Source organism: Virgibacillus kekensis (assembly GCF_042654125.1).
Classification (GTDB): domain Bacteria; phylum Bacillota; class Bacilli; order Bacillales; family Amphibacillaceae; genus Lentibacillus; species Lentibacillus kekensis.
Genome location: NZ_JBHSFU010000006.1, coordinates 64,536 through 86,708 on the forward strand (window position 1 = coordinate 64,536; position 22,173 = coordinate 86,708).

Consider the following 22,173-nt stretch of genomic DNA (forward strand, 5'->3'; position numbering starts at 1 on the left):
AAAGCTATATCTAAGCTGAAGGTATAAAACTGAATATTGCTTCGATTACTGCCGTAATGATGGGAATGGCCAGCAGTAGAATAAAGATTTTTCCCGCCAGTTCAATTTTGTCTGCCACAGAACTGAGTCCGGCGTCTTTGGTAAGATTGGCGCCAAGTTCCGCGATATAGGCAATTCCTATGATCTTAAGGATCGTCTCCATGTACATCCCGTCGATGTTTGCTTTTTCGCCCAAAGATTCAATCATCTGAAAGATTGTTCCAATTTGTTGAATAACAGCAAGAAAGATGAATACTCCGGTGATAATAAGTACAAAGAATGCAAATGATGAATTTGCATCTTTTAATACGATATAAAGGATACTTGCAACGAGCCCCAGAATGACGATTTGTACAATATCCATAGAATCCTACCCCTGAAACAGGAATACAGACTTTATCTGCTGAAAAAGTTCAGAAAGCTGGTTGATGACGATGACCAGAACAATGACAAACCCTACCACTGTCGCAAAGTAGGCAATATCCTCTTTGCCCATCTGTTTAAGGATGGTATGAATAATTGCGACCGTAATACCTATTCCTGCAATTTGAAATAATAACGATGCATCGGACAGCATAGAAGTACCCCTTTCCCGCTAAATAAGTAATAATACAACGAATAATCCACACAAGAGACCTAAACTTTTAGCCATTTTGCTGTATCGTGCCTGGTTCTCTCGTGCATCTTCTAGTTCACGGTCCAGATGATTGATGGTAAGCATTATGTGTTTTTGCTGTTGTTCAAAATCATGCTGACCAAGTGTGCGACCAAATTGTTTCAGAATTTCCCCTTCATTTGCCCCAAGCGCAGATTCTCTTAGTAGTTCATTTACATGCTCATTCCAAAAACGGAATAACTCCGTGTTACCTTTTGAAATGGACTCATTTAACGATTGAAAAAAATTACTGACAGGCTGGGGGATCTGTCTGGCAATTGTTTGAAATGCATCCTGAAGTGGGAGCTGGCTGTAAAGAATTTCAGCTTCAAGTATCTGAAGAGCGTTTTTCAATTGCCTTATATGTTTTGGCCTGTTATTCAATCGGCTGCTGATTTCAAACCCTATCCACGTTGTTGTGCCTATGAAAAGAAGCGCTCCAATCCAATTCATTCTTAAAGCACCTCGTTTTATTAAAAATATTTTCACTGTTTGAATTATAGATTTGGCTTATGGACCCCGGCTGGCCCTTTCTGTCCAGAAGCACAATCCTGTCAAAAACCCTTTGTTCAAATAATGGAACTAATGATGGACGTTTTTTAAGCTCGTCCAGCGTGTCTCCGTGAATGGTGCAGATTACCGTGACTCCTGCGTTAAGGGCTTCCATTAACGCATTGACATCTCGCTGACTGCCAATTTCATCGACTATCAGGACTTCAGGTGACATCGAACGTATCATCATCATCATGCCTTCTGCCTTTGGACATGCATCCATCACATCTGTCCGAAGCCCAAGATCATGCTGTGGGACTCCTTTTTTTGACCCGGCAATTTCAGATCGTTCGTCAATTACACCTACTTTTCGTGCGGGCACAGTACCCCAGCCTGATCCAATTAGTCGAGCAATATCTCTGATTAGTGTGGTTTTTCCTGTCTGTGGAGGACCTATCAAAAGCGTATTGCGGTAGTTTTCCTCATAGAGATATGGGATGAGGGGAAGCGCCGCTCCTATTTTTTGCTTTGCAATTCTGATGTTGAAAAAGGCTATATATTGGAGTGCCTTTACTGCACCATTTAACGTATTGACTTTTCCGGAAAGTCCTACCCGGTGGCCGCCTTCAATTGTCACATAGCCTTCACGCAGCTCGTCCTCCATCCGGTATAAGGAGAACTCACTAAGCTGATTAAGTACAAAAATACCATCATTTCTGTCTGGTCTAACTCCCTCCAGCCATTCGGTTCCTTTATCAAATATCAACTCCAGCGGACGGTTCATCCGAAAACGGATTTCCTGGATGGTATGCCACCGTCCTGTTACCTGATTGCTTAATGCTTGTCTGATTTTTTCAGGAAATAAACGCATTATTTCATCCATAATACATGTCCCCATTTGTTAGAATAGCTTAGTAGTAAATGTATGTTTCCAACGCCAAATTATGACTGATCAACCCACAACATAAAAAGAGCAGCCCTTAATAGGACTGCTCTTTAAAAAGATATTTAGCACGATTGGCTATGCTCTTGAAACGTATTTACCATCTGTTGTGCTTATAACCAGTACATCACCCTGGTTAATGAAGAATGGAACCTGTACAGTATATCCAGTTTCCAATGTTGCAGGTTTAGAACCTCCGCTTGCAGTGTCGCCTTTGATTCCAGGCTCAGTTTCTGTAACGGTAAGCTCCACGTTCTTCGGAAGGTCAACACCCAGAATCTCACCTTCATAGGTAATCACGTGAACTTCCATATTCTCTTTCATAAAGTTAAGCTCGTTCTTCAATTGACTGCCAGGTATCTCAAGCTGTTCATACGTATTCGAATCCATAAATGCATGGCTGTCCCCAGATGCATAAAGGTACTGCATCTTTCTATTCTCAATATGCGCTTTATTTACTTTCTCTCCACCCCGGAATGTTTTCTCCTGAATATTTCCGTTTCGGAGATTCCGAAGTTTAGAACGGACAAATGCAGCGCCTTTACCCGGTTTTACATGCTGGAAATCGATTACCTGCCAAATATCACCGTCAACTTCAATCGTTAAACCAGTCTTAAAATCGTTTACAGAAATCATAAATAAGAAATCCTCCTCTGTCCTACAATACGAATAATTCTTTTGATGAGTTAGTTAACCGCTCGTTTCCTGTCTCGGTAATCACAATATCGTCTTCAATACGACATCCGCCTACATTCGGAACGTAGATTCCTGGTTCAACCGTAACCACCATATTCTTTTCGAGTTTCTTATCTGATCTGAATGACAGACCTGGTCCCTCGTGAACTTCCATACCAAGACCATGACCTGTGGAATGGCCAAAATAGTCACCATAACCTTTTTCTTTAATATAGTCCCTTGTAAGTGCATCGGCTTCTTTACCTGTGATACCCGCTTTTGTACCTTCTACTCCACGCAACTGAGCTTCAAGCACGGTATTATAGATAGTTCTCAGTTTATCATTTATTTCACCAACTGCAACTGTTCTGGTAATATCCGAACAATAACCGTTATAAAGTGCGCCGTAATCTAGTGTAACCAGTTCACCAGATTCGATTTTTTTATCAGAAGCGACACCATGCGGCAGTGCGGATCGATATCCCGACGCTACAATAATATCGAAGCTTGAAGAGGTTGCACCCTGTTTACGCATGAAGAATTCCAGCTCGTTGGAAACATCGATTTCCCTTACTCCTGGTTTTATAAATTCTTTAATGTGTTCAAATGCGTCATCAGCAATTTTAGCGGCCTGGCGCATCACCGTCAATTCGTCCTCTGTTTTCACCAGACGAAGCTCTTCAACAATTCCGCTGACAGGGACCAGTTCAGTAGTAAACAATTCGTTGTACTGACCGAATGTTGAGTAGGTTACATGGTCTTGCTCAAATCCAAGACGTTGTACCTTAATACGATCAAGCTGATCTTTAATTTCTTCGTGAATAATTTTTTTATGTTCGATAACCTCAAAACCCTCAGCCTGTTCATTTGCTTGCTCTATGTACCTAAAGTCAGTGATGAATAACGCATGTTCCTGACTGACAATCACTGCACCAGCAGTCCCGGTGAACCCGGTAATATAACGCCGGTTAATAGGACTGGTAATGAGAATAGCATCAATATCATTTTCCCCTAGTGATTTACGTAGTTTATTCAGTTTCTCCATTCATTTTCTCCCCTTTTAATTATTTTCCATAAATGCGAGTGCAGCCATCCGATAGCCGACTCTACCAAGTCCGACAATCTGCCCATAGCAGACCGGAGCCAGCATAGAGTGATGGCGAAAATTCTCTCGCTGATGGACATTGGAAATATGGACTTCAATTACAGGAGTGTCGATTGCTGCTATTGCATCTCGGAGTGCTATACTTGTATGTGTATATGCCGCCGGATTAAAAACAACTCCAACATACTGGCCGTCTGCCTGCTGAAGGCGATCAACTAACTCTCCTTCATGGTTGGATTGAAACGTGTCCAGTTCAAAACCATGATTTTTTGCCAAAGAGGTAATATCCTGTTCAATATCTGCCAGTGTAAATTCTCCGTAAAATTCTTTTTCCCGTTTGCCAAGCATATTAATATTGGGACCATTCATTAATAAAAGTCGATCCATCAGCTTTTTTCATCCTTTTCATTCAATTTGATACGACTTTTATAGTTTATCATAAACAAAAACTTTTGAATAATTGTTTAATCTCCGTTGTCAGCGGCCTTTCTTTTTTTCTCTGCCGTCATCCGCATATTATCATGATAATCGTAGGAAATGGAGTAACCTATAAAGGTACCATACAACGTAAACAGGCATAAAGTGGAGACAATTGTATAACGATTCAGCTCCAATAAATCAGGGATATTCGGAAATATTGGCTGCAGAATATAAAAAACTAAAACCCACAGGATCAGTCCATAGCCAACCCCCATCCAGATTGAATTTATCTTTTTGAATAACCCGAAGTAAATGAAAGAGGTCAAAAGGGAAATCACCCCTACCATTACAATGGACAAAATATTACCGAGCCAGTTATCTGTCCAGTCAGCAGTAACCCATGAACGAATCAAATAACTTTTCGGGGATACTTCAGAAAAATTGAAAAAGTATAGAACCACCCCTATCGCACCCCAAAAAAGCCCCCCTACAAACCCTGTGATTAATGACCTTGTCACAAGGGACCTTGGTTTCTCCTGCTTATTTTGTTCAAGTTTTTCACTGTTTTCCATTTGCTTTCACCTCTCCCCGTATTGTTACCAATTGCCTTAAAACCAATTCTTCATAAAGAAATTTGTCGATTTTCAAAACTAGTTATTACGGCGACTTTTTAGTAAAATAAAGATGAAAGCACAATCTTTTGTGTCTTGTAGTACAAAAATATATAGTTATTGAATATTTTCATTACGGAAGGAAACAATTTTAAGGACAATCGTTTTAAAAATTTTCCGGAATAATGATATAAATACCGAAATAAGTGGTATACAAAAAATAGTTATGTATTTTGTACATCGGAAAGGAGGACATCTATATGGTCCGCAATAAATTTACCTGGCTGGTTTATATGATTGTGGGTTTAGCAGTTGTCGGAGTTGTCGTACAACTGTTCACAAACACTGCTTCCTTTTTATCAAATTTAGTTTGGATGCTTGCAATCGGTGCAGCAATCTCTGCTGCCATCTATTTTATTTTCCTCAGAAAAAGGGCTCCTTCACATGAGACCAGAAAATATAAACAAGCAGTTAAACAATCAAAAATGAAATATAAGAATACAAACAACAATCCAAGTGTTGCCTCTAAACGCCCACAACCTATCCAAATGAAGCGCAAATTGAATAAACGAGCTTCCCATTTAAGGGTTATTGACGGCAACAAATCCAAAAGAAAAGACCGAGCCAGTTTTTAATAGGCTCGGCCTTTTCTTTATTTATTTTGACGTATTACCTGACGCAGATCTTCTACTCGTTGCGTGTCTGATTTGAAAAATTCGACAAGATCACCGATTCTGTCAATAGAATTCCAGCTCAAGTGATGTTCGATTCCTTCGACATCCTCATAAATCTTATCCGAATCCACTCCGATTATCTTCAGAAAGTCCTCGAGTAATTCATGACGGAATACCAATCGCTCTCCAAGTTTTTTTCCTTTGGAAGTTAAGATGAACCCTCTGTATTTTTCATAGTTCAAATACTCATCTTTATCCAGTTTCTGAACCATTTTTGTTACGGACGAGGGGTGCACCTCTAACACCTCTGCGATATCTGATACGCGGGCATAGCCCTTGGATTCCATTAAATTATATATTTGTTCAATGTAGTCCTCCATGCTTGGAGTTGGCATAACATCAGCTCGTTTCAAGAAAAGTTTTTAGTCTGGGCAAAAGTGTTTCTATAAAAAGAATACATGAAAATATCAATTCAGACAACCTCCAAACAAAAAGAAAGAGAACCAGCTTAATTGCCAGTTCCCCTTTGTGTATTTTACAAGCCACATTTAAGCTGTGCTCCACAGCTTGTACATGTGTTACAGCCACCGATATCTTCAATGCTTCCTTCACGGCATACCGGACAGGTATCACCGACTTCGGAACCAATGGTAACATTGGTTTTATCCAGTTCTTGTATTGTATCCATCAGAACAACTTTTGGTTTCTCTTCCTCTTCCTCAAACAGTTCGGTTTGCTCACCGAATGAATTCTCTTCTGCTTTCAGTGTCAATACCTGCGAATCACGGCTTCCGTCCACATAAACCGTTCCGCCTTTTGCCCCGCCATTATAGAGGCGACGGTAAACACTTTCCACCTGATCAACAGAATAACCACGTGGGGCATTAACTGTCTTAGAAATGGAGCTGTCTACCCAGCGCTGAATAACACATTGAGTATCCGCATGTGCTTCAGGTGAAAGGTCCATTGCTGTTACAAAGAAGTCCGGAAGATTTTCAGGATTGGCATCCGGGTTGCGATCGAGGTATTCCTGAACAATATCCGCTTTAACTTCAATAAACTTCCCTAATCTTCCGCTCCTGTAGTAGGAGAAGGAGAAGTATGGTTCTAAACCTGTTGAAACTCCAACCATTGTACCTGTGCTTCCTGTAGGAGCAACAGTCAATAAATGCGAATTACGGATTCCATATTCAAGAATATCCAATTTGATATCTTCAGGCATCTTCTTCATATAACCAGTGTTAATAAACGCTTCCCGAAGTTCTCTCGTCTCTTCTTCTGTATCACCTATAAGAAATGGAAAACTTCCTTTTTCTTTGGCTAATTCAATTGACTCACGATAGGCAGTGGTCGCAATCGTTTCAAACACCTTGTCCACGAGGTCATTACCTTCATTTGAACCATAAGGTGTTGCACAATAGATGAGAAGATCATGCATTCCCATAACACCAAGACCTACACGGCGCTCACCAAGTGCCTGCTTTTTATTCTCTTCAAGAAAATATGGTGTTGCATCGATTACGTTATCCTGCATACGAACACCGGTTTTTACGGTTTGCTTTAATTTATCAAAATTAACCGTTTTTGTATCTTTGTCTGCCATCTCGGCCAGATTAACTGCGGCCAAATTGCAGACTGAATAAGGTGCAAGTGGTTGTTCTCCACATGGATTTGTTGCAACTACCTGGTCGCCATATGCTTTGGCGTTAGTCATCTCATTTGCATTATCAATATAGAAGATACCTGGTTCAGCCGAGTAAGTTGCACAAATATTAATCAGATTCCACAGCTCTTTTGCTTTAATACGACGATATACACGCACGCCATAACCCATTTCTTCCCATTTGCGTACGTCGCCGATTTTATCCCAGTTCTCGTTGTACTCTTTCATTTCTTCTTGGGTATAGTTTTCTACATCCGGAAAACGAAGTTCATACATATCATCATTTTCTATGGCTTCCATCAGTTCTTTTGTAATACAGACCGAAATATTTGCACCTGTCAAAAACTCTGGGTTATGAACGGAGTAAGTTCCGCCTGTTCGCAGTTTGTCTTCTGCTTCACGAATAGCAGCATCCGTGAAACCACCCTGCCCCGGGATACTCCGATAATTCAAGATGCCCTGATACAGATCTGCCTCTGTCTCAGTCAGTGGTGTAAACTTCAGTTTCTCCTGGGCAAGACGTTTAATCTGCTCATCTTCGGTATTCTCTATCAAATAACGTAGAATTCTAGGGTTCTGCATTTTTGAAATGATAAATTCAATAATATCCGGATGAGAATCCACCAACATTATCATTTGTGCCAATTTGTTATGCTGTCTCGTTACGACAGCTCTTCAGGTCACCCTGAAGTTCAGACCATATCTTACACAGTAAGTCTGTGTCCCCGCGCTTCGAAATCACTTGATTTCTACTCTACTCACTTCCGTCAATGACGTGTTTTCGATGGTCGTTGAACCTTCTCCTGTACGGAGCTTGGCTGCTGATTGTCTTTATCCCCCTGTTGTTTTTACGCCTTCACGCTTACCGTTTCCGGTTACGTTGTGGCCAACAGGTCATTAAAGAGTTCCCAGCAATTCACGAGGTTTATTTATAGACGAGGCACGCTTTTTACCACGTCTTGAACCGCCTTGCTCAACCAGATGGGTCAGCTTTGCAATATCATCAAGCCAGGATACTGAACCTGACGACTTACCATTTACTCCTCGGGCAAGTGTGTTTCTTGGTCTCAGCGTTGAGCCGTTCGTACCTACACCACCACCACGTGACATAATCTCCATAACCTGTTTACGATGGTCGGAAATCCCTTCACGCGAATCCTTAATATAAGGCATCACATAGCAGTTAAAATACGTAACGTCTGTGTCAGCTCCTGCACCATACAAGACACGGCCAGCCGGGATGAAGTTAAGACTCCTTAGTTCATCATTAAACTTTTGGAACCATTCCTGTTGTTTTTCCTTGGTAGTTTCTACTGCAGAAAGACCTGTGGCATTTCGCTTAGCTATCTGCTCATAAAAGACTTCCAACGGCTTGTCTATTACATCAAGTGAGCGGTTTACAACTCCTGTGTCGGCCTCTTCTTCTTTGTCCAAAACAGATACGAACTCTGAATCTACCTGAATCTCGGCTTCTTTGTTATCCCAGTTAATAGACTTAACAATACCAAGCCCTCGAGCTGGGAACTTCGGGTCCGCCTTCACGGTCAGGACGACAAAGTCGCCCTCTTTCAATGTTTTCTTTTCAGTGTCTTTAAAGGCGTAACGGTCCAGCATAACCAACCTTGATACGCCTTTATGTGTTAATTTCATGTCATTTGTAATTGGGTGAACCTGGGGGAATGCTTTGATATCTTCATTAAGTGCATCCACGTTAATATGGTTCTTTGTTTCAACAGCAATCGACATTTTTTGATCGCTCCTTTACATATTAATTTGTTATACTTAACATATCATAATAGATATATTAAAAACAATATATAGTGCTTTAAATTTTAAATAATACTATATATTGATATCTTTCCAAACTGTCAATCATCAGATGTCCTTAAAATATAAAGATAATGAGAGCATATTAAAGAATACATCAAAAAAACCAGTTGTCATTGCCTTTTTTGATTTTTCGTCGACAATTTACGAAACAACCCAACAAAATGCGACATATCAGCATTTTTACTATCCGTCTTTTTGTTCTAGCCATATTTAACTGCTATCATAAAAAAATACTTTGAAAAAAGATCTAAATCCACATATAATAGAGTAGACTATAATGTTGAATTACGGGGGATATAGAATGGAATTTTTAGTAATAGCACTTGTTCTTCTGGTTGGTTTCGGAGTTTTTCGTTACTTCAGACAAAAAAACGTGGTAACCATACTGACCGAGGATCAGTTTCGGGAAGGCTACCGTAAAGCACAGTTAATTGATGTTCGTGAACCTCAGGAATTTAAGAATGGTCATATTCTTGGGGCTAGAAATATACCAGTTACCCAAATGAAGCAGCGGCTTATTGAAATACGTAAAGATAAACCGGTATACCTGTATTGCGCGAATGGTACCAGAGCTGCAAGAGCTGCTCAGCTACTTCATAAAAAGGGGTATGAGGACATCAATCAGTTAAAAGGCGGATTTAAGAAATGGAACGGGAAAGTAAAACAAGGATGAGGTTTTTAGCCTCATCCTTGTTTTTTTATTAACCTTAATATTATTAGACTTCCGGAGTATATCGCAGGACTGGTTTACGTGCAGCGGTTGTTTCATCCATCCGCTTCATCACCGTATTGTGTGGCGCTTCCTGAACAATTTCCGGATTATCTTTTGCTTCATTTGAAATGGCAATCATTGTATCTATGAAACCATCAAGAGTTTCTTTTGATTCCGTTTCAGTCGGTTCGACCATTAATGCTTCCTCCACATTCAATGGGAAGTAGATTGTTGGTGGGTGATAGCCAAAGTCAAGTAGGCGTTTTGCAATATCCAGTGTTCTAACTCCCAGTTTCTTCTGTTTCTTGCCTGACAGTACAAACTCATGCTTGCAATGCTGGTCATATGGCAGTACATATTCGCTTTCCAGCTTACGCATCATGTAGTTGGCATTCAGTACGGCATACTCACTAACTTTTTTCAGCCCTTCGGCGCCCATTGTACGGATATAGGTATATGCACGAAGGTTAATACCGAAGTTTCCGTAATACGGTTTCACCCGGCCAATTGACTGTGGACGATCATAATTAAATTGGTACATACCGTCTTTCTTTATTAATACAGGCTTTGGCAAATATGGAGCCAGTTCATCTGATACCCCAACAGGTCCGGAACCAGGTCCACCTCCACCGTGTGGGCCGGTAAAAGTCTTATGCAGATTCAGGTGTACTACATCAAATCCCATATCGCCTGGACGAGTATAACCCATAATTGCATTCAAGTTTGCACCGTCATAATACAGCTTTCCACCTGCTTCATGGACAATTTCTGCCATCTCAAGGATTTCTGTCTCAAAAAGACCAAGTGTATTAGGATTTGTCAGCATTAATGCTGCAGTATCTTCCCCAACAACCCGCTTCAAATCCTCGAGATCAACGATTCCCTTTTCGTTGGATTTTACGGTAACTGCATCAAAACCTGCCACTGTCGCAGATGCTGGATTAGTTCCGTGCGCGGAGTCAGGCACGATTACTTTCGTACGGTTATAATCACCGTTTGCTTCATGAAAAGCGCGGATCATCATCAATCCAGTCCATTCACCTTGCGCTCCAGCAGCCGGTTGAAGAGAAACCTCTTGCATTCCGGTAATTTCTTTCAATGAGGACTGCAAGTCATAAAGCATCTCCATTGCTCCCTGTACACTCTTAGGATGCTGAAGGGGATGAATGTGGCTGAATCCCTCGAATCTGGCCACGTCTTCATTGATTTTTGGGTTATATTTCATTGTACAGGACCCCAGCGGATAAAACCCTGAATCCACACCATAATTTCTTCGTGATAAAGCGGTGTAATGGCGCATAATTTCGAGTTCACTTACTTCCGGTAAATCTGGAGCTTCTTTGCGAATAAAGGAATCGTCAAATTCATTGTCCAAATCCACTTCAGGTACATCAAGTTCCGGCAGACTATAGCTTGTTCTTCCTTCTTTACTCCGTTCAAAAATTAATGGAAAATCTGTATTAGCCATGGATGATATCCCCCAATTCATTGACAAAAGTATCAATCTCTTCTTTTGTCCGGATTTCTGTTACCGCCACTAGCATATTACCTTTCAATTCGGGATAATCTTGAGCCAAATCGTATCCTCCAATTATACCCTTATCAAGAAGTTTTTCATTAACTTCATTAATATCCTGATCTAGTCCGACAACTATCTCGTTGAAAAATTGCCCATCCGCAGTTACTTTGAAACCTGCTTTTTCAAATTGCTGCTTCGCATATCGAGCTTTCTGCATGTTTAGTTCAGCCATTTTTTTGAGACCGTTCTTGCCAATTGAACTCATGGCAACCGAGCTTGCCAGTGCGTTTAACGCCTGGTTGGAACAAATATTTGATGTCGCTTTATCACGACGGATATGCTGCTCTCTAGCCTGCAGTGTCAGTACAAAGCCTCGCTGTCCATCCTCATCGGTAGTTTGTCCGACAAGCCGCCCTGGCACTTTACGCATCAATTTCGACGTGGTGGCAAAATAACCACAATGTGGACCGCCGAATTGAGCTGGAATTCCAAATACTTGTGTATCACCAACCACAATATCTGCTCCAAATTCGCCAGGTGGGGTCAGGTAGCCAAGTGCGAGCGGATTGCTGGATACGATAAACATTGTTTTTTTCTGGGTGCGAATAATATCATTCACTTCATTTAATGGTTCGATTTGACCAAAGAAGTTCGGGTACTGCATAACAACGCCTGCAGTGTTTTCGTCAAGTTCATCAGCCAGTTGGTTCAAATCTGTCCGGCCATTATGCTGATCGATTTCCACGATTTCCAAATCCGGCCCTTTTGCATATGAATGGATCACTGCCCTTGATTCCGGATGAACTGCTTTTGAAACTAAAACCTTTTTGCGCTTTGTCTGCCCGGCACTTAAAGTAACAGCCTCAGCGAGCGCCGTTCCGCCATCATACATGGAGGAATTCGCTACCCCCATTCCGGTTAATTCAGAAATCATTGTTTGGAATTCAAAGATTGCCTGAAGTTCACCCTGAGAAATCTCAGGCTGATATGGCGTGTATGCTGTATAAAACTCTGATCGGGATATAACATGATCGACGACTGAGGGGATAAAATGATCGTATACCCCAGCCCCGAGAAATGAACTATACTCTATTAAATTGGCATTTTTCTTTGCAAGTCTGGCAAGCTCCTTCTTAAGCTGCTGTTCATTTGCAGGCTTTTTAAGGTTAAGCTCCCCTTTAAAACGAACTTTTTCCGGAATATCTGAAAATAATGCATCAGTCGACTCAACACCGATAGTATTCAGCATATCCTGTTTGTCGGCATCCGTCATTGGCAAATAACGAAATTCCATGTAAACCCCTCCTTATTTATCCGCGTTTGTAAAATGGTGTTTCCACTACTTTTGCTTTCAATCTGCGCTTACGTACCTGTACTTCAAGTTCTGTTCCGAGATCGGTATACTCACTATCCAGAATAGCAAGGCCCACATTTTTATTTAATGTTGGTGATTGTGTGCCAGTTGTAACAAAGCCGATTTCACGGTCACCAGCAAAAACTGAATATCCAGTTCTCGGAATACCCTTATCAATCATTTCGATTCCTGCAAGCTTACGTGAAGGACCGTTTTCAGCCTGCTCTTTCAGTTTTTCCTTACCAATAAAGTCGGATTCTTTTTTCAATTTAACCGCGAATTTCATTCCGGCTTCTATTGGTGATATGTCTTTTGAAATCTCCTGTCCATATAGAGGAAGTTTCGCCTCAAAACGAAGGGTATCACGGGCCCCAAGCCCTATAGGCTCCACTCCTTCAGGTGCTCCAGCTTCAAGAATAAGATTCCAAAGGTCTCTGCCACTGTTGGAAGAAATATAGATTTCGAATCCATCCTCACCAGTATACCCGGTTCTGGAAACAATCGCCGGATTATCAATAGAATTAAAATAAACCGGATTTTCGAATCGGAAAAACTTAACTTCATTTAAGTTCGTTTCCGTAAGTTTTTGCAAAATAGTTTGTGCTTTCGGTCCCTGCAGCGCGAGTTGAACATAATCAGGTGATACATTTTCGATTACTGCCCCAGTATCATTATTTTTTTTCAACCATTCAAAGTCTTTCTCGGTGTTTGCTGCATTGACTACAAGTAAATAATAGTTCTCCTCAATCATGTAAACAATCAAATCATCGACGGTGCCACCATCTTCATAGCACATAAATGTGTACTGGGCCCGTTTTGGGGTTAGCTTGGAAATATCATTGGTCATGACCTTTTGCAAAAACGCTTCACTGTCGAACCCTTTAACAATAATTTCACCCATATGGGATACATCGAATAATCCAGCTTTTGTCCGGGTTACCTCATGTTCATGCTTAATCCCTTTAAACTGAACAGGTAAATACCATCCGCCAAAATCGATTGTTTTGCCGCCTGATTTTTCATACTCAGGAAACAATGGCGTCCTCTTCAATTCACTCATTCCATCCACTCCCCTATTATTTTTTTACATAAAAATAGAGATTCCTCTGACTATCCAGGGAAATCTCTGTCCTACAACCAGAAAGTTGCGTGCCTCGGAAAACGCATCCATTTCCCTGAAAGCACTTGCTTCGTTGGTGGTTTACTAGCCGTAAACACTCTCCAGAGTTGCGTCCTACAAGAGTCTTTTTGCCTGAGAGATTCACTCCAAGTTTGCTCCTTCGGCGTTACTATTAAAAGTAAGCTCTCCCCTTGTATTCATTCGCATAATTAAATTTTAAGTATTGGATATACTATATACCGTAAGTCCGGAAAAATCTCCACTATTATACAGTCACATTATATCATAGGAAACATTGTAAAAATAGCTATAATTATTACTAATTAAAAAGGAAGTTTGTTATGGACCAGATAGAACTGCAGAAAGATTCCGGGTTTATTGATGAACTGGAAGTAAAACTTGAAAATGATGAGCCTCTTTCTTCGTGGGAGCTTTTTAGAATGGCATACGAGGCAGAGCAGACAACAATGGCTCCGACATTTGAAGGATTAAAAGCGTTGGATTACCTTCCCCATATGGAGTTTCTTGACCACCAGATAGACTCTGCCAAACAGGTTGTCGAAGAAATGAGCGGGAGAGCAATCCTCGCCGACGAGGTAGGTCTCGGAAAGACCATTGAAGCTGGTCTTATCTTAAAAGAATATATGCTGCGTGGCCTGGTAAGGAAAGCACTCATTCTGGTTCCTGCTTCACTTGTGAACCAGTGGGCGAAAGAACTTAATGGGAAATTTTTCATTCCTGCTATTGCGCACCGTAAAAACTATGGCTGGGACCAGTGTGATGTGATGATAACATCTATCGACACGGCAAAACGCTCACCACACAAGGAACAAATTCAGGAAATTGACTATGATTTTATTTTAATAGACGAGGCCCATAAACTTAAGAATCATAAAACCAAAAACTTTGCGTTCGTACGTTCGCTTAAGAAAAAATACTGCCTGCTTCTAACAGCTACACCTGTACAGAATCAGTTGGTGGAAATATTTAATCTGGTATCTATTTTGAAGCCAGGCCATCTGGGAGACTTTGATTCATTTCTGGATCGCTTTGGAAAAGACCGTAAAAGAATTAAACAGGATGCCTATCTGAAACAGCTTGTTCAAAAAGTGATGATTCGTAATACCCGAAACAGCACACAAATGGACACAATTAAGCGGAATATTGAATCAATCTGGATTGAATTTACCGATCAGGAAAAGGACGTATATACTCAGCTTGAGAGCATGACTGCTGCTTTCCCTGCCTTTTCCAAAATAACGTTGCTACGTGAATTGTGTTCTTCCAAAGAGGCATGTTTCCTGTCACTCCAAAAAATGGCAACCGATGAAGCCAGGGTTGAATTTATCAAACCAATCGCTGAAAAGCTCGGACAGCTCCCCTCAAATTCGAAAGCAGAAAAAGTTCTTGAACTTATTAAGCGGATAGGTGATGAAAAAGTAATTATTTTTACGGAATACCGAGCTACACAACTTTATCTGCAATGGTATCTGAAAGAAAATGGTATATCGTCTGTACCATTCCGGGGCGGGTTCAAAAAAGGGAAAAAGGACTGGATGAAACAGCTTTTTGAAAATCATGCCCAGGTTCTGATTGCAACCGAAGCTGGTGGCGAAGGAATTAACCTCCAATTCTGCAACCATCTTATAAATTACGATTTACCATGGAACCCGATGCGTCTTGAACAACGGATTGGAAGAATCCACAGATATGGACAAAAGAATGATGTTTTTATTTATAATCTGGCAATCCATGGGACGGTTGAGGAACATATTATGACGCTACTTTACGAAAAGATAAATTTATTTGAGCAAGTAATTGGGCAATTGGACCAGATACTCGATGAGTTGAATATTTCCGATATTGAATCCGAAATCAAAAACATTTTTAATGAGTCGTCATCGGCAGGTGAAACCAGAATAAAACTCGATAACCTCTCCTCTATTATTAAAATGACACAGGATCAGGCTGAACAGGAGGAAGAACGATATGGCAATTAGTAATTTGAATGAATTCCTGGAAAGCTACTTCACAGCGCATAATTGTGACATTATCGAGAACAATGAAGGGGTACTGAAAATCCAGCTTAACGAAAAAATGGACCGTGCTCTTATGAACCGGCCTTTTTACTGGCATTATGTAAAAAGTATGGGAAACCCGGGTCAGCCCATGCAATTGACCCTTATCACCGCCCCTGAAAAACGGGATGGCAAGAATGAGTGGATCCATTTTGGCAGTCCCCGTCTGCAGCAAATTCTTGGACATCTGAGAAATCATGAGAAGTTCACCCGCTTATTTGAGCAGGTGGTTGCTAATCATAATGTACCTTTATTCCCATGGCTTGTGACAAATGTGAAAATTAGCTATCAGGGAAAACAAAAACGAGATGAAATTATTTCAATCGGACTGCATCTTGTTAATGGATCCATGCGGATAGAAATGATGGACCGGCTGAAGGAGAAATCACTTCAGCTGGCAATCTCTGATTATTGTTATACAATCTCTCCGATCATCAAACTTAAAAGTGGATTCAAACGAATAGAAGGAGTTTTGGATAGCTACATCAATAATCAGTCGCATGACTGGGCAGAGGAATCATTAAAGACGATGGAAGAAGAACTTAAACTTGTACAACACTTTTACAGCGGGAAAGAAGAAGATGAAGAATTCAAAGACGATTTGCGAAAAGAAATAGAAGAAGTAAAAATGCGGTATACCCCTCGGATAACTTTTGAGGTAATTAATGGAGGAATTTTTTATCTGATCGATGATGGTAATAACTGAACAGGCAGTTCAGAAATGCCTGTTCAGTTTGCTTTTTTGATAAACATTTTTAAAGCTAAAGGTAGGACACCAAGCCATCTATTTGTATAACCTGGCATGCTGTGTTTGTGTGCTGACTTCTTTAACTTTTTTTCCTCCGCTGGGGTATCAATGTAAGTGGTGATTTGCTCAGTAAGATATTTTATATAATCATTTCCGGACATTTTTACCACCTCCTGAATTAGTGGTAATAGTTTTAGCTTAATTAAGGTAATTTATTCCCTTAAGGATTGTTTGTCCAGCTCTGCTAATATCTCTATCGCAATCTCTCTGGCCGACTTGTAATCAGTCTGGATGGATATGTCAGCATATTCTTCATAAAGTTTAATCCTTTTATCAAATAGGGTTTTTGTTTCCCCGTTATTATTGTTCCAAAGAGGTCTTGACGTATCATTCTTAAGCCGTCTCGCTATTTCCTCAAAAGAAGTCTGCAAGTAAATAATATACCCTGATTTCTTCATGGAATCGATGTTATCCCTTTTTCCCACTATTCCCCCACCAGTAGAAATAACACAGTCTTTGTGTGGAAAATCGGCCAATATTTCTGTTTCATATTTGCGAAATGTTGATTCTCCATATTTCCGGAAAATTTCCTTTATGCTTTCATCGTATTTTTCCTCAATCATTTGATCGGTATCGAGCACGGGAACTTCGGTGAGTTCACTCAACGCTGCACCTACACTTGTTTTCCCACTGCCCATAAAACCTGTCAAAAAAAGATTTTTCATTTGTATATCCCCGCCTTAAAATAATTTAAAAATATTTTCTTCAAAAAGAAGGAATTCGTCTAATCGTGTCGAATATAGGATAACTAAAGGAGGTGGAACTTTATTGACCACTGCTTCCGCCATATCAGAAAAACTTCTGCACGCTGCTGTTACCGCCAAAGCCTCGGATATTCACTTTTATCCCCTTCCAGACCAAGCAAATATTTACTTCCGAATTTTTGGAAAAAGAATTTTCCATCAAACCATTCCAATCAGTCAATATCATATACTTCTGACTTACTTTAAGTTTACATCAGGCATGGATATTGGTGAAATACGCAAACCACAGAATGGGACTATTTTTCATGAAACACCTGAAGGACATTACGCCTTACGCCTGTCCACACTTCCAGTAAACCACATGGAAAGCCTAGCTATACGCATTCTTCCGCAGGACAGCAACCTTCCGCTAGAACAACTTTTTCTTTTTCCCAACCAACTAAGAAAACTGAAAAAATGGATAACGAACCGATCAGGCATCATTCTGTTCACCGGTCCGACTGGAAGTGGCAAAACAACAACTCTCTATACTTTGTTACAGACCATTTTAGCAGAAAAATCGTATCAGACAATCACATTAGAGGATCCGATTGAAAAAGATATCTCTAATATTCTTCAGGTGCAGGTAAATGAGAAAGCAGGGATCACCTATCAGACTGGCCTAAAAGCTGCTCTTCGTCACGATCCGGACATTATTATGGTAGGAGAAATTCGTGATAATTTCACTGCACAGTTTGCATTCGACGCCTCCCTTACTGGCCATCTAGTGTTGAGTACCTTACACGCCAAAAATGCAGCAGGAACAATACACCGGCTTCTGGAAATGGGCCTGCAGCGTACCGACCTTAAACAATCGCTCATCGCAATCGCCGCCCTTCAACTAATTCCTATTCAAATAAGTGGAGAAATCACACGACGGGCTGCGCTTATGGAGCTTTTGGACGGGGAGTTATTGGAAATGATCCTAAACGGAACAGATTTGAAAACCAATGAACAGTTTCATTCATTTGAGCATTTACGAAAGAAGGCTTTTGCATATGGATTTATCTCGGAGGAAATTTACTTTACTGCAGAGGGAAAGACCGCCCAGCAGGGAAATTCAACTGCGATTTCTAAAAAGACTTGAACGATTATTGAAAAATGGCTACCCTCTTGTTGACGCACTCGAAATAATTAAATGGGATAGTCAGCTTGAACAAATTTCTGCAGCTGTGATTAATTCATTGAAATCGAGTGATACATTAGACGAAGCTCTTGAGAAAGAACGTTTCAATTCAACGATTACTTCATACCTTTATTTTGTCCGAGCAAACGGGGATATCCAATTAAGCATTGCAAAATGCATCCTTATGTACGAACAGCGGATATATTTTATGAAAAAACTTCAGGACACTACGCGGTATCCGGCTATATTATTTATAATCTTTGTGGCCATGCTATATCTTGTCAAACAGCTTGTCCTCCCTTCATTTGCTGATATTTTCCTTCTTAGTAATGGTACAACTTCAGCAGTAACTCTTGCCGTTTCATTTATCGACTTCTTTGGCATTCTCGCCGCTATCCTGATTTTTCTCTTCATTATCCTAGTGCTTACCTGGCAGCTGTATAAACGAAATTTCCCTATCGAAAATCGGATTTCAGTTTATCGTCTGATCCCAATCTATTACAAATATAAAAGGATGCAGACCTCACAATTATTTGCCTCGCATGTTAGTTCACTGCTCAAAACAGGTATGTCCATCAAAGAAATTCTGCATATTATGGCTGATCAAAGAAAACAGCCGATTTTATCCTATTATGCAACACTGCTGGAATCAGAACTATCAAGAGGATTTTTCATTAACAACCTTCTGGCAGAGCTTCCGATGTTCGATAAACAACTATCTGTAATATTTCACAGAAATACCGACGTCGAAGCTTTGGAGAAAGATCTCGTTGTCTATACGGAATTGATAACTGATGAAATGCACCGTAGAATTGCAAAATTAATTACCTGGATACAGCCTATATTCTTTATTGTATTAGCGGGATTTATCGTATTTATTTACGCCGCTTTAATGTGGCCAATGTTTGAATTGATTAATACCATCTAAAGGAGACTAAAACATGTTCAAAGATCAGAGAGGCTTTACATTAATAGAAATGCTGATTGTTTTAATGATTATTTCTGTTTTAATTATTCTGATTGTTCCTAATCTGAGTGATAAAAGCCGGGAAGTGTATGATAAAGGATGTAATGCATTGGTCAGTGTGGTCCAGGCCCAGGTTGACGCCTATTTCATTGAACAAAAAACTTATCCACTTGATATGGCTGAACTGCAAAGCTCTGGTTATATTACAGCTGAACAGGATACCTGCCCGGACGGTACTGTTTTAACTATTTCGGAGACCGGTGTTGTCAGCCAATAATAGCTATCAAAGAGGCTTTACGATGCTCGAAGTTCTGTTTGTTCTGTCAGTCTGGTCAATCATACTTCTTCTAAGTGCTCCTTTATATTTTCCTATCATGGATAAGTACGAAGAAAACAACTTCATAAGCACCTTTGAAATGGATTTGCTGTATATGCAAAGTCAGTCTTATGGGTCAACATCATATTACCGAATGTCATTCCCAGACAGTAGATCTTATGAAATCAGAAAGGATTTTCACGAAATTGTTCGTGAGAGAACGGTGCCGAAACATTGGCACATTGAAGGCAGGACACTTCCTGTAATTTCTTTTAACAAAACCGGTACAATAACACAACCGGGCAGCTTTAATATTATTACCGGTGCATCTGAATACACAGTTGTATGCCCACTTGGCAAAGGAAGATGTTACTTTGAAGAGCAATAAAGGATTTTCACTTATTGAATCACTTGTTGCTGTATCAATGTTATGCATGATGATTGTCACCCTTATTCCTCTGACAAGTCTTATTATGACTGAGCGCGATATTCTCCATGAAAAGCGTTTGTATTCCAATATTCTGCATGATAAATTTCAAGATTATATTTGGAACACTGGGGAACCCCTGCCCTCGCGGGTTGAAGAAGAGATTGCGGGGAAGAAACTTGTATTTACATTTACTATTGAAAATAAACTGCTGAAAGGGTGTGTGGTATGGACGAATGCCAAGAAAATGTCAGAGGAAACCTGTTTTTATGGGCGTACTGTTAAATAACCGTGGCTTCACATTCATCTCTGTATTCCTAATGATTACCTTTTTATTTATGGCTATCCCCTTCACTACCTATCTGACCAAAGGAGTGAATTATTCCACCAATTACGGTGAGTTATCACTTCAGCAGTTTTATTTATTCCTGCGAGAGGATGTGATGCGGGCTACAAATATGACGGTCACGCCTTCCAAAATAATACTTAATCATTTTGATGGATCAGTTGTGACCGTCGAAAAATATCAAAATCTGATAAGACGACAAATCGATGGAAAAGGGCATGAGATCTACCTTCGTAACGTTCACTCCGTCACCTTCACATCAAGCCCTTTAGGTTTCAAGCTATCAGTAACTTCCACAGAAGGTGAACACTTTGAAAAAGAAATTATCTTTTATCACTGAAGATCGAGGATTTATACTCCCCTATGTCCTATTTGCAATTTCCCTTGCGTTGATCATCGTTTCTTCGAGTTTAAATTTGTACCAAAATGAAATTTATATTACGCATAATCAGTATGAGCAATTAAAAGTAGAATCATTATTCCAAATGGCTCACAGTTCTATTCGAGAAGCAATTGTGGAGAAAAATATTCCAGATAGTCCAGTAATCTACAGGTATCCCTATGGAGAAGTTCGAATCGAATACATTAAGTTATCGGAATACGAATTCCATCTTTATTTCAGAATTTCCACCGATAATGGGATATCTTTCACAACTCCTCATCGACTAATAATCAGCCCGCATAATATCTAACTATTAATACAGAATAAGACTGTCACAAATTTATGAACAAACATGATGATGTGATATTGGTCACCAGCAACCCCACAGTTTTTAACTATAATAAAGGTAATTAACTTAGTGAGGTGGTTTACTGTGGAACAGACGTTAAAGGTGACCAATGTATTGAGTGACCCTACAAGGTACAGTATTTATCAGTATATGATTACCCAGCATAAAGAAGTAAATGTAACGGATATTGCCCGGAGTTTCAAAATTCATCCAAATGTGGCCAGACTTCATCTTACCAAATTAGAGGATATTAATTTAATTGAATCCTATGCACTTAAAACTGGTAAGGGTGGCCGTCCGAGCAGGATGTACCGTCTTTCCAACGAAGTAATTGAGCTGAATTTCCCGCATCGTGACTATAAGTTACTATCTACCATCGCGATGGAGTCGTTTGTGGAGTTAGGTGAGGCTGGCAGAAATGCGCTTTATAAAACAGGGAAAAAGTATGGCTCAGGAGTAGTGGAACGTTCACATGGTTTGAATAGGTCACTTGATATGTCAACCGAACAAAAGCTGAATCTTATAGAGGATGCAGGTATGATGCTTGGAATGTATCCGACCTTTAATTACAGTCCAGAATCCAACAGCGTCTCTTTCATTATCAGAAACTGCCCATTTAAAGAAGTAGCGGTGAATAACCATAAAATGGTATGTGAACTCCACAATTCTTTCATCAAGGGAATGTTCGAAGCATTATTTACAGGTGTCGTTTTAGAAGAAACCGAAAACATGTTCAATGGATGCGAAAATTGCTCCTACATGGCTAAATTTTCAATTGTTTAGGGAGAATAATTTACATTCTCCAATCAGTCGTTTATA

At 40.1% G+C, this 22,173-nt stretch carries 25 protein-coding genes, 2 pseudogenes and 1 riboswitch; of the genes and pseudogenes, 11 read left to right on the forward strand and 16 right to left on the reverse strand.

Features of this window, described 5'->3' with window-relative positions:
- Window positions 1-10: 10 nt before the first annotated feature.
- The 8 genes from spoIIIAD to ACFO3D_RS11240 form a co-directional block, all read right to left on the reverse strand.
- On the reverse strand, window positions 11-403 hold the full coding sequence (spoIIIAD, locus tag ACFO3D_RS11205) for a stage III sporulation protein AD (protein WP_390295965.1): 393 nt from the start codon (window positions 401-403) through the stop codon (window positions 11-13).
- A gap of 6 nt (window positions 404-409) precedes the next feature.
- Window positions 410-616, reverse strand: a complete 207-nt coding sequence (gene spoIIIAC / locus ACFO3D_RS11210) for a stage III sporulation protein AC (protein WP_390295967.1) — start codon at window positions 614-616, stop codon at window positions 410-412.
- Between the two features lie 18 nt (window positions 617-634).
- The gene (gene spoIIIAB, locus ACFO3D_RS11215; RefSeq protein ID WP_390295969.1) at window positions 635-1,147 is read right to left on the reverse strand and encodes a stage III sporulation protein SpoIIIAB; all 513 of its coding nucleotides are present in this window, start codon (window positions 1,145-1,147) and stop codon (window positions 635-637) included.
- Window positions 1,092-2,069: a stage III sporulation protein AA gene (gene spoIIIAA, locus ACFO3D_RS11220; protein ID WP_390295971.1), complete on the reverse strand. Its 978-nt coding sequence runs from the start codon at window positions 2,067-2,069 to the stop codon at window positions 1,092-1,094. The genes spoIIIAB and spoIIIAA overlap by 56 nt, the downstream gene beginning before the upstream one ends.
- 138 nt (window positions 2,070-2,207) lie before the next feature.
- Window positions 2,208-2,765, reverse strand: coding sequence for an elongation factor P (gene efp, locus ACFO3D_RS11225; RefSeq protein WP_390295974.1), 558 nt, complete (start codon window positions 2,763-2,765; stop codon window positions 2,208-2,210).
- A 22-nt stretch (window positions 2,766-2,787) separates the two neighbouring features.
- A complete protein-coding gene (locus ACFO3D_RS11230) occupies window positions 2,788-3,849 on the reverse strand; it encodes a M24 family metallopeptidase (RefSeq protein ID WP_390295976.1) in 1,062 nt (353 codons plus the stop codon).
- Between the two features lie 15 nt (window positions 3,850-3,864).
- Window positions 3,865-4,296 carry a type II 3-dehydroquinate dehydratase gene (gene aroQ / locus ACFO3D_RS11235; protein WP_390295978.1) on the reverse strand — a complete coding sequence of 144 codons (432 nt, stop codon included), beginning with the start codon at window positions 4,294-4,296 and terminating at the stop codon, window positions 3,865-3,867.
- Window positions 4,297-4,373: 77 nt separating this feature from the next.
- Complete coding sequence (locus ACFO3D_RS11240; protein ID WP_390295980.1) at window positions 4,374-4,901, reverse strand: YqhR family membrane protein; 528 nt, start codon at window positions 4,899-4,901, stop codon at window positions 4,374-4,376.
- Window positions 4,902-5,200: 299 nt separating this feature from the next.
- Here ACFO3D_RS11240 and ACFO3D_RS11245 point away from each other — a divergent pair, with 299 nt between their 5' ends.
- Window positions 5,201-5,575: an SA1362 family protein gene (locus tag ACFO3D_RS11245; RefSeq protein WP_390295982.1), complete on the forward strand. Its 375-nt coding sequence runs from the start codon at window positions 5,201-5,203 to the stop codon at window positions 5,573-5,575.
- Between the two features lie 17 nt (window positions 5,576-5,592).
- On the opposite strand, the gene mntR is transcribed toward ACFO3D_RS11245, so the two are convergent.
- From mntR to ACFO3D_RS11260, 3 genes and pseudogenes are all read right to left on the reverse strand, one after another.
- Entirely contained in the window at window positions 5,593-6,009 is a 417-nt protein-coding gene (mntR, locus tag ACFO3D_RS11250) for a transcriptional regulator MntR (RefSeq protein ID WP_390295984.1), read from the reverse strand.
- Window positions 6,010-6,149: 140 nt separating this feature from the next.
- Window positions 6,150-7,919 (reverse strand): annotated as a pseudogene (locus tag ACFO3D_RS11255) (vitamin B12-dependent ribonucleotide reductase); the annotation flags it as partial.
- 309 nt (window positions 7,920-8,228) lie between these two features.
- Window positions 8,229-9,023: pseudogene (locus ACFO3D_RS11260) on the reverse strand (ribonucleotide reductase N-terminal alpha domain-containing protein); the annotation flags it as partial.
- Between the two features lie 385 nt (window positions 9,024-9,408).
- On the opposite strand from ACFO3D_RS11260, the gene ACFO3D_RS11265 reads away from it, so the two are divergent.
- The gene (locus ACFO3D_RS11265) at window positions 9,409-9,780 is read left to right on the forward strand and encodes a rhodanese-like domain-containing protein (RefSeq protein WP_390295986.1); all 372 of its coding nucleotides are present in this window, start codon (window positions 9,409-9,411) and stop codon (window positions 9,778-9,780) included.
- A 43-nt stretch (window positions 9,781-9,823) separates the two neighbouring features.
- Here ACFO3D_RS11265 and gcvPB read toward each other — a convergent pair whose 3' ends face one another.
- From gcvPB to gcvT, 3 genes are read right to left on the reverse strand one after another with little or no spacing between them, the layout of a single operon-like run.
- Window positions 9,824-11,287 (reverse strand): aminomethyl-transferring glycine dehydrogenase subunit GcvPB, encoded by a 1,464-nt coding sequence (gene gcvPB, locus ACFO3D_RS11270; RefSeq protein WP_390295988.1) that lies wholly within the window; start codon window positions 11,285-11,287, stop codon window positions 9,824-9,826.
- Complete coding sequence (gene gcvPA / locus ACFO3D_RS11275; protein WP_390295991.1) at window positions 11,280-12,632, reverse strand: aminomethyl-transferring glycine dehydrogenase subunit GcvPA; 1,353 nt, start codon at window positions 12,630-12,632, stop codon at window positions 11,280-11,282. Before gcvPA ends, gcvPB begins: the two co-directional genes overlap by 8 nt.
- Window positions 12,633-12,648: 16 nt before the next feature.
- Complete coding sequence (gene gcvT / locus ACFO3D_RS11280) at window positions 12,649-13,752, reverse strand: glycine cleavage system aminomethyltransferase GcvT (RefSeq protein WP_390295993.1); 1,104 nt, start codon at window positions 13,750-13,752, stop codon at window positions 12,649-12,651.
- A gap of 170 nt (window positions 13,753-13,922) precedes the next feature.
- Window positions 13,923-14,013: riboswitch (glycine riboswitch) on the reverse strand.
- 140 nt (window positions 14,014-14,153) lie between these two features.
- Here gcvT and ACFO3D_RS11285 point away from each other — a divergent pair.
- Both ACFO3D_RS11285 and ACFO3D_RS11290 read left to right on the forward strand, forming a co-directional pair.
- Window positions 14,154-15,812: a DEAD/DEAH box helicase gene (locus ACFO3D_RS11285; RefSeq protein WP_390295995.1), complete on the forward strand. Its 1,659-nt coding sequence runs from the start codon at window positions 14,154-14,156 to the stop codon at window positions 15,810-15,812.
- Window positions 15,802-16,596 (forward strand): YqhG family protein, encoded by a 795-nt coding sequence (locus ACFO3D_RS11290; protein WP_390295997.1) that lies wholly within the window; start codon window positions 15,802-15,804, stop codon window positions 16,594-16,596. Before ACFO3D_RS11285 ends, ACFO3D_RS11290 begins: the two co-directional genes overlap by 11 nt.
- 23 nt (window positions 16,597-16,619) lie before the next feature.
- Here ACFO3D_RS11290 and ACFO3D_RS11295 read toward each other — a convergent pair whose 3' ends face one another.
- Complete coding sequence (locus tag ACFO3D_RS11295) at window positions 16,620-16,799, reverse strand: YqzE family protein (protein WP_390295999.1); 180 nt, start codon at window positions 16,797-16,799, stop codon at window positions 16,620-16,622.
- A gap of 51 nt (window positions 16,800-16,850) precedes the next feature.
- Entirely contained in the window at window positions 16,851-17,363 is a 513-nt protein-coding gene (locus ACFO3D_RS11300) for a shikimate kinase (protein ID WP_390296002.1), read from the reverse strand.
- 103 nt (window positions 17,364-17,466) lie between these two features.
- On the opposite strand from ACFO3D_RS11300, the gene comGA reads away from it, so the two are divergent.
- From comGA to ACFO3D_RS11335, 7 genes are all read left to right on the forward strand, one after another.
- Complete coding sequence (gene comGA, locus ACFO3D_RS11305; RefSeq protein WP_390296004.1) at window positions 17,467-18,528, forward strand: competence type IV pilus ATPase ComGA; 1,062 nt, start codon at window positions 17,467-17,469, stop codon at window positions 18,526-18,528.
- 7 nt (window positions 18,529-18,535) lie between these two features.
- Window positions 18,536-19,495 carry a type II secretion system F family protein gene (locus ACFO3D_RS11310; RefSeq protein WP_390296006.1) on the forward strand — a complete coding sequence of 320 codons (960 nt, stop codon included), beginning with the start codon at window positions 18,536-18,538 and terminating at the stop codon, window positions 19,493-19,495.
- A gap of 13 nt (window positions 19,496-19,508) precedes the next feature.
- Window positions 19,509-19,811 carry a competence type IV pilus major pilin ComGC gene (gene comGC / locus ACFO3D_RS11315; RefSeq protein WP_390296008.1) on the forward strand — a complete coding sequence of 101 codons (303 nt, stop codon included), beginning with the start codon at window positions 19,509-19,511 and terminating at the stop codon, window positions 19,809-19,811.
- Window positions 19,795-20,238 carry a competence type IV pilus minor pilin ComGD gene (gene comGD / locus ACFO3D_RS11320; protein WP_390296010.1) on the forward strand — a complete coding sequence of 148 codons (444 nt, stop codon included), beginning with the start codon at window positions 19,795-19,797 and terminating at the stop codon, window positions 20,236-20,238. Before comGC ends, comGD begins: the two co-directional genes overlap by 17 nt.
- On the forward strand, window positions 20,225-20,566 hold the full coding sequence (locus ACFO3D_RS11325) for a prepilin-type N-terminal cleavage/methylation domain-containing protein (RefSeq protein WP_390296012.1): 342 nt from the start codon (window positions 20,225-20,227) through the stop codon (window positions 20,564-20,566). Before comGD ends, ACFO3D_RS11325 begins: the two co-directional genes overlap by 14 nt.
- Window positions 20,547-20,963: a competence type IV pilus minor pilin ComGF gene (locus ACFO3D_RS11330; RefSeq protein ID WP_390296014.1), complete on the forward strand. Its 417-nt coding sequence runs from the start codon at window positions 20,547-20,549 to the stop codon at window positions 20,961-20,963. Before ACFO3D_RS11325 ends, ACFO3D_RS11330 begins: the two co-directional genes overlap by 20 nt.
- A 475-nt stretch (window positions 20,964-21,438) precedes the next feature.
- A complete protein-coding gene (locus ACFO3D_RS11335; RefSeq protein ID WP_390296016.1) occupies window positions 21,439-22,137 on the forward strand; it encodes a helix-turn-helix transcriptional regulator in 699 nt (232 codons plus the stop codon).
- The last annotated feature ends 36 nt before the right edge of the window (window positions 22,138-22,173 follow it).

Coding starts and splice junctions, on each gene's coding strand:
- gcvPA (WP_390295991.1), bottom strand. CDS start 12,632: ATGGAATTTCGTTATTTGCCAATGACGGATGCCGACAAACAGGATATG.
- ACFO3D_RS11240 (WP_390295980.1), bottom strand. CDS start 4,901: ATGGAAAACAGTGAAAAACTTGAACAAAATAAGCAGGAGAAACCAAGG.
- gcvPB (WP_390295988.1), bottom strand. CDS start 11,287: ATGGCTAATACAGATTTTCCATTAATTTTTGAACGGAGTAAAGAAGGA.
- comGC (WP_390296008.1), top strand. CDS start 19,509: ATGTTCAAAGATCAGAGAGGCTTTACATTAATAGAAATGCTGATTGTT.
- efp (WP_390295974.1), bottom strand. CDS start 2,765: ATGATTTCTGTAAACGATTTTAAGACTGGTTTAACGATTGAAGTTGAC.
- mntR (WP_390295984.1), bottom strand. CDS start 6,009: ATGCCAACTCCAAGCATGGAGGACTACATTGAACAAATATATAATTTA.
- ACFO3D_RS11290 (WP_390295997.1), top strand. CDS start 15,802: ATGGCAATTAGTAATTTGAATGAATTCCTGGAAAGCTACTTCACAGCG.
- spoIIIAD (WP_390295965.1), bottom strand. CDS start 403: ATGGATATTGTACAAATCGTCATTCTGGGGCTCGTTGCAAGTATCCTT.
- aroQ (WP_390295978.1), bottom strand. CDS start 4,296: ATGGATCGACTTTTATTAATGAATGGTCCCAATATTAATATGCTTGGC.
- spoIIIAA (WP_390295971.1), bottom strand. CDS start 2,069: ATGGATGAAATAATGCGTTTATTTCCTGAAAAAATCAGACAAGCATTA.
- ACFO3D_RS11300 (WP_390296002.1), bottom strand. CDS start 17,363: ATGAAAAATCTTTTTTTGACAGGTTTTATGGGCAGTGGGAAAACAAGT.
- ACFO3D_RS11230 (WP_390295976.1), bottom strand. CDS start 3,849: ATGGAGAAACTGAATAAACTACGTAAATCACTAGGGGAAAATGATATT.
- ACFO3D_RS11265 (WP_390295986.1), top strand. CDS start 9,409: ATGGAATTTTTAGTAATAGCACTTGTTCTTCTGGTTGGTTTCGGAGTT.
- gcvT (WP_390295993.1), bottom strand. CDS start 13,752: ATGAGTGAATTGAAGAGGACGCCATTGTTTCCTGAGTATGAAAAATCA.
- ACFO3D_RS11330 (WP_390296014.1), top strand. CDS start 20,547: ATGGGCGTACTGTTAAATAACCGTGGCTTCACATTCATCTCTGTATTC.
- ACFO3D_RS11245 (WP_390295982.1), top strand. CDS start 5,201: ATGGTCCGCAATAAATTTACCTGGCTGGTTTATATGATTGTGGGTTTA.
- spoIIIAB (WP_390295969.1), bottom strand. CDS start 1,147: ATGAATTGGATTGGAGCGCTTCTTTTCATAGGCACAACAACGTGGATA.
- spoIIIAC (WP_390295967.1), bottom strand. CDS start 616: ATGCTGTCCGATGCATCGTTATTATTTCAAATTGCAGGAATAGGTATT.
- ACFO3D_RS11295 (WP_390295999.1), bottom strand. CDS start 16,799: ATGTCCGGAAATGATTATATAAAATATCTTACTGAGCAAATCACCACT.
- ACFO3D_RS11285 (WP_390295995.1), top strand. CDS start 14,154: ATGGACCAGATAGAACTGCAGAAAGATTCCGGGTTTATTGATGAACTG.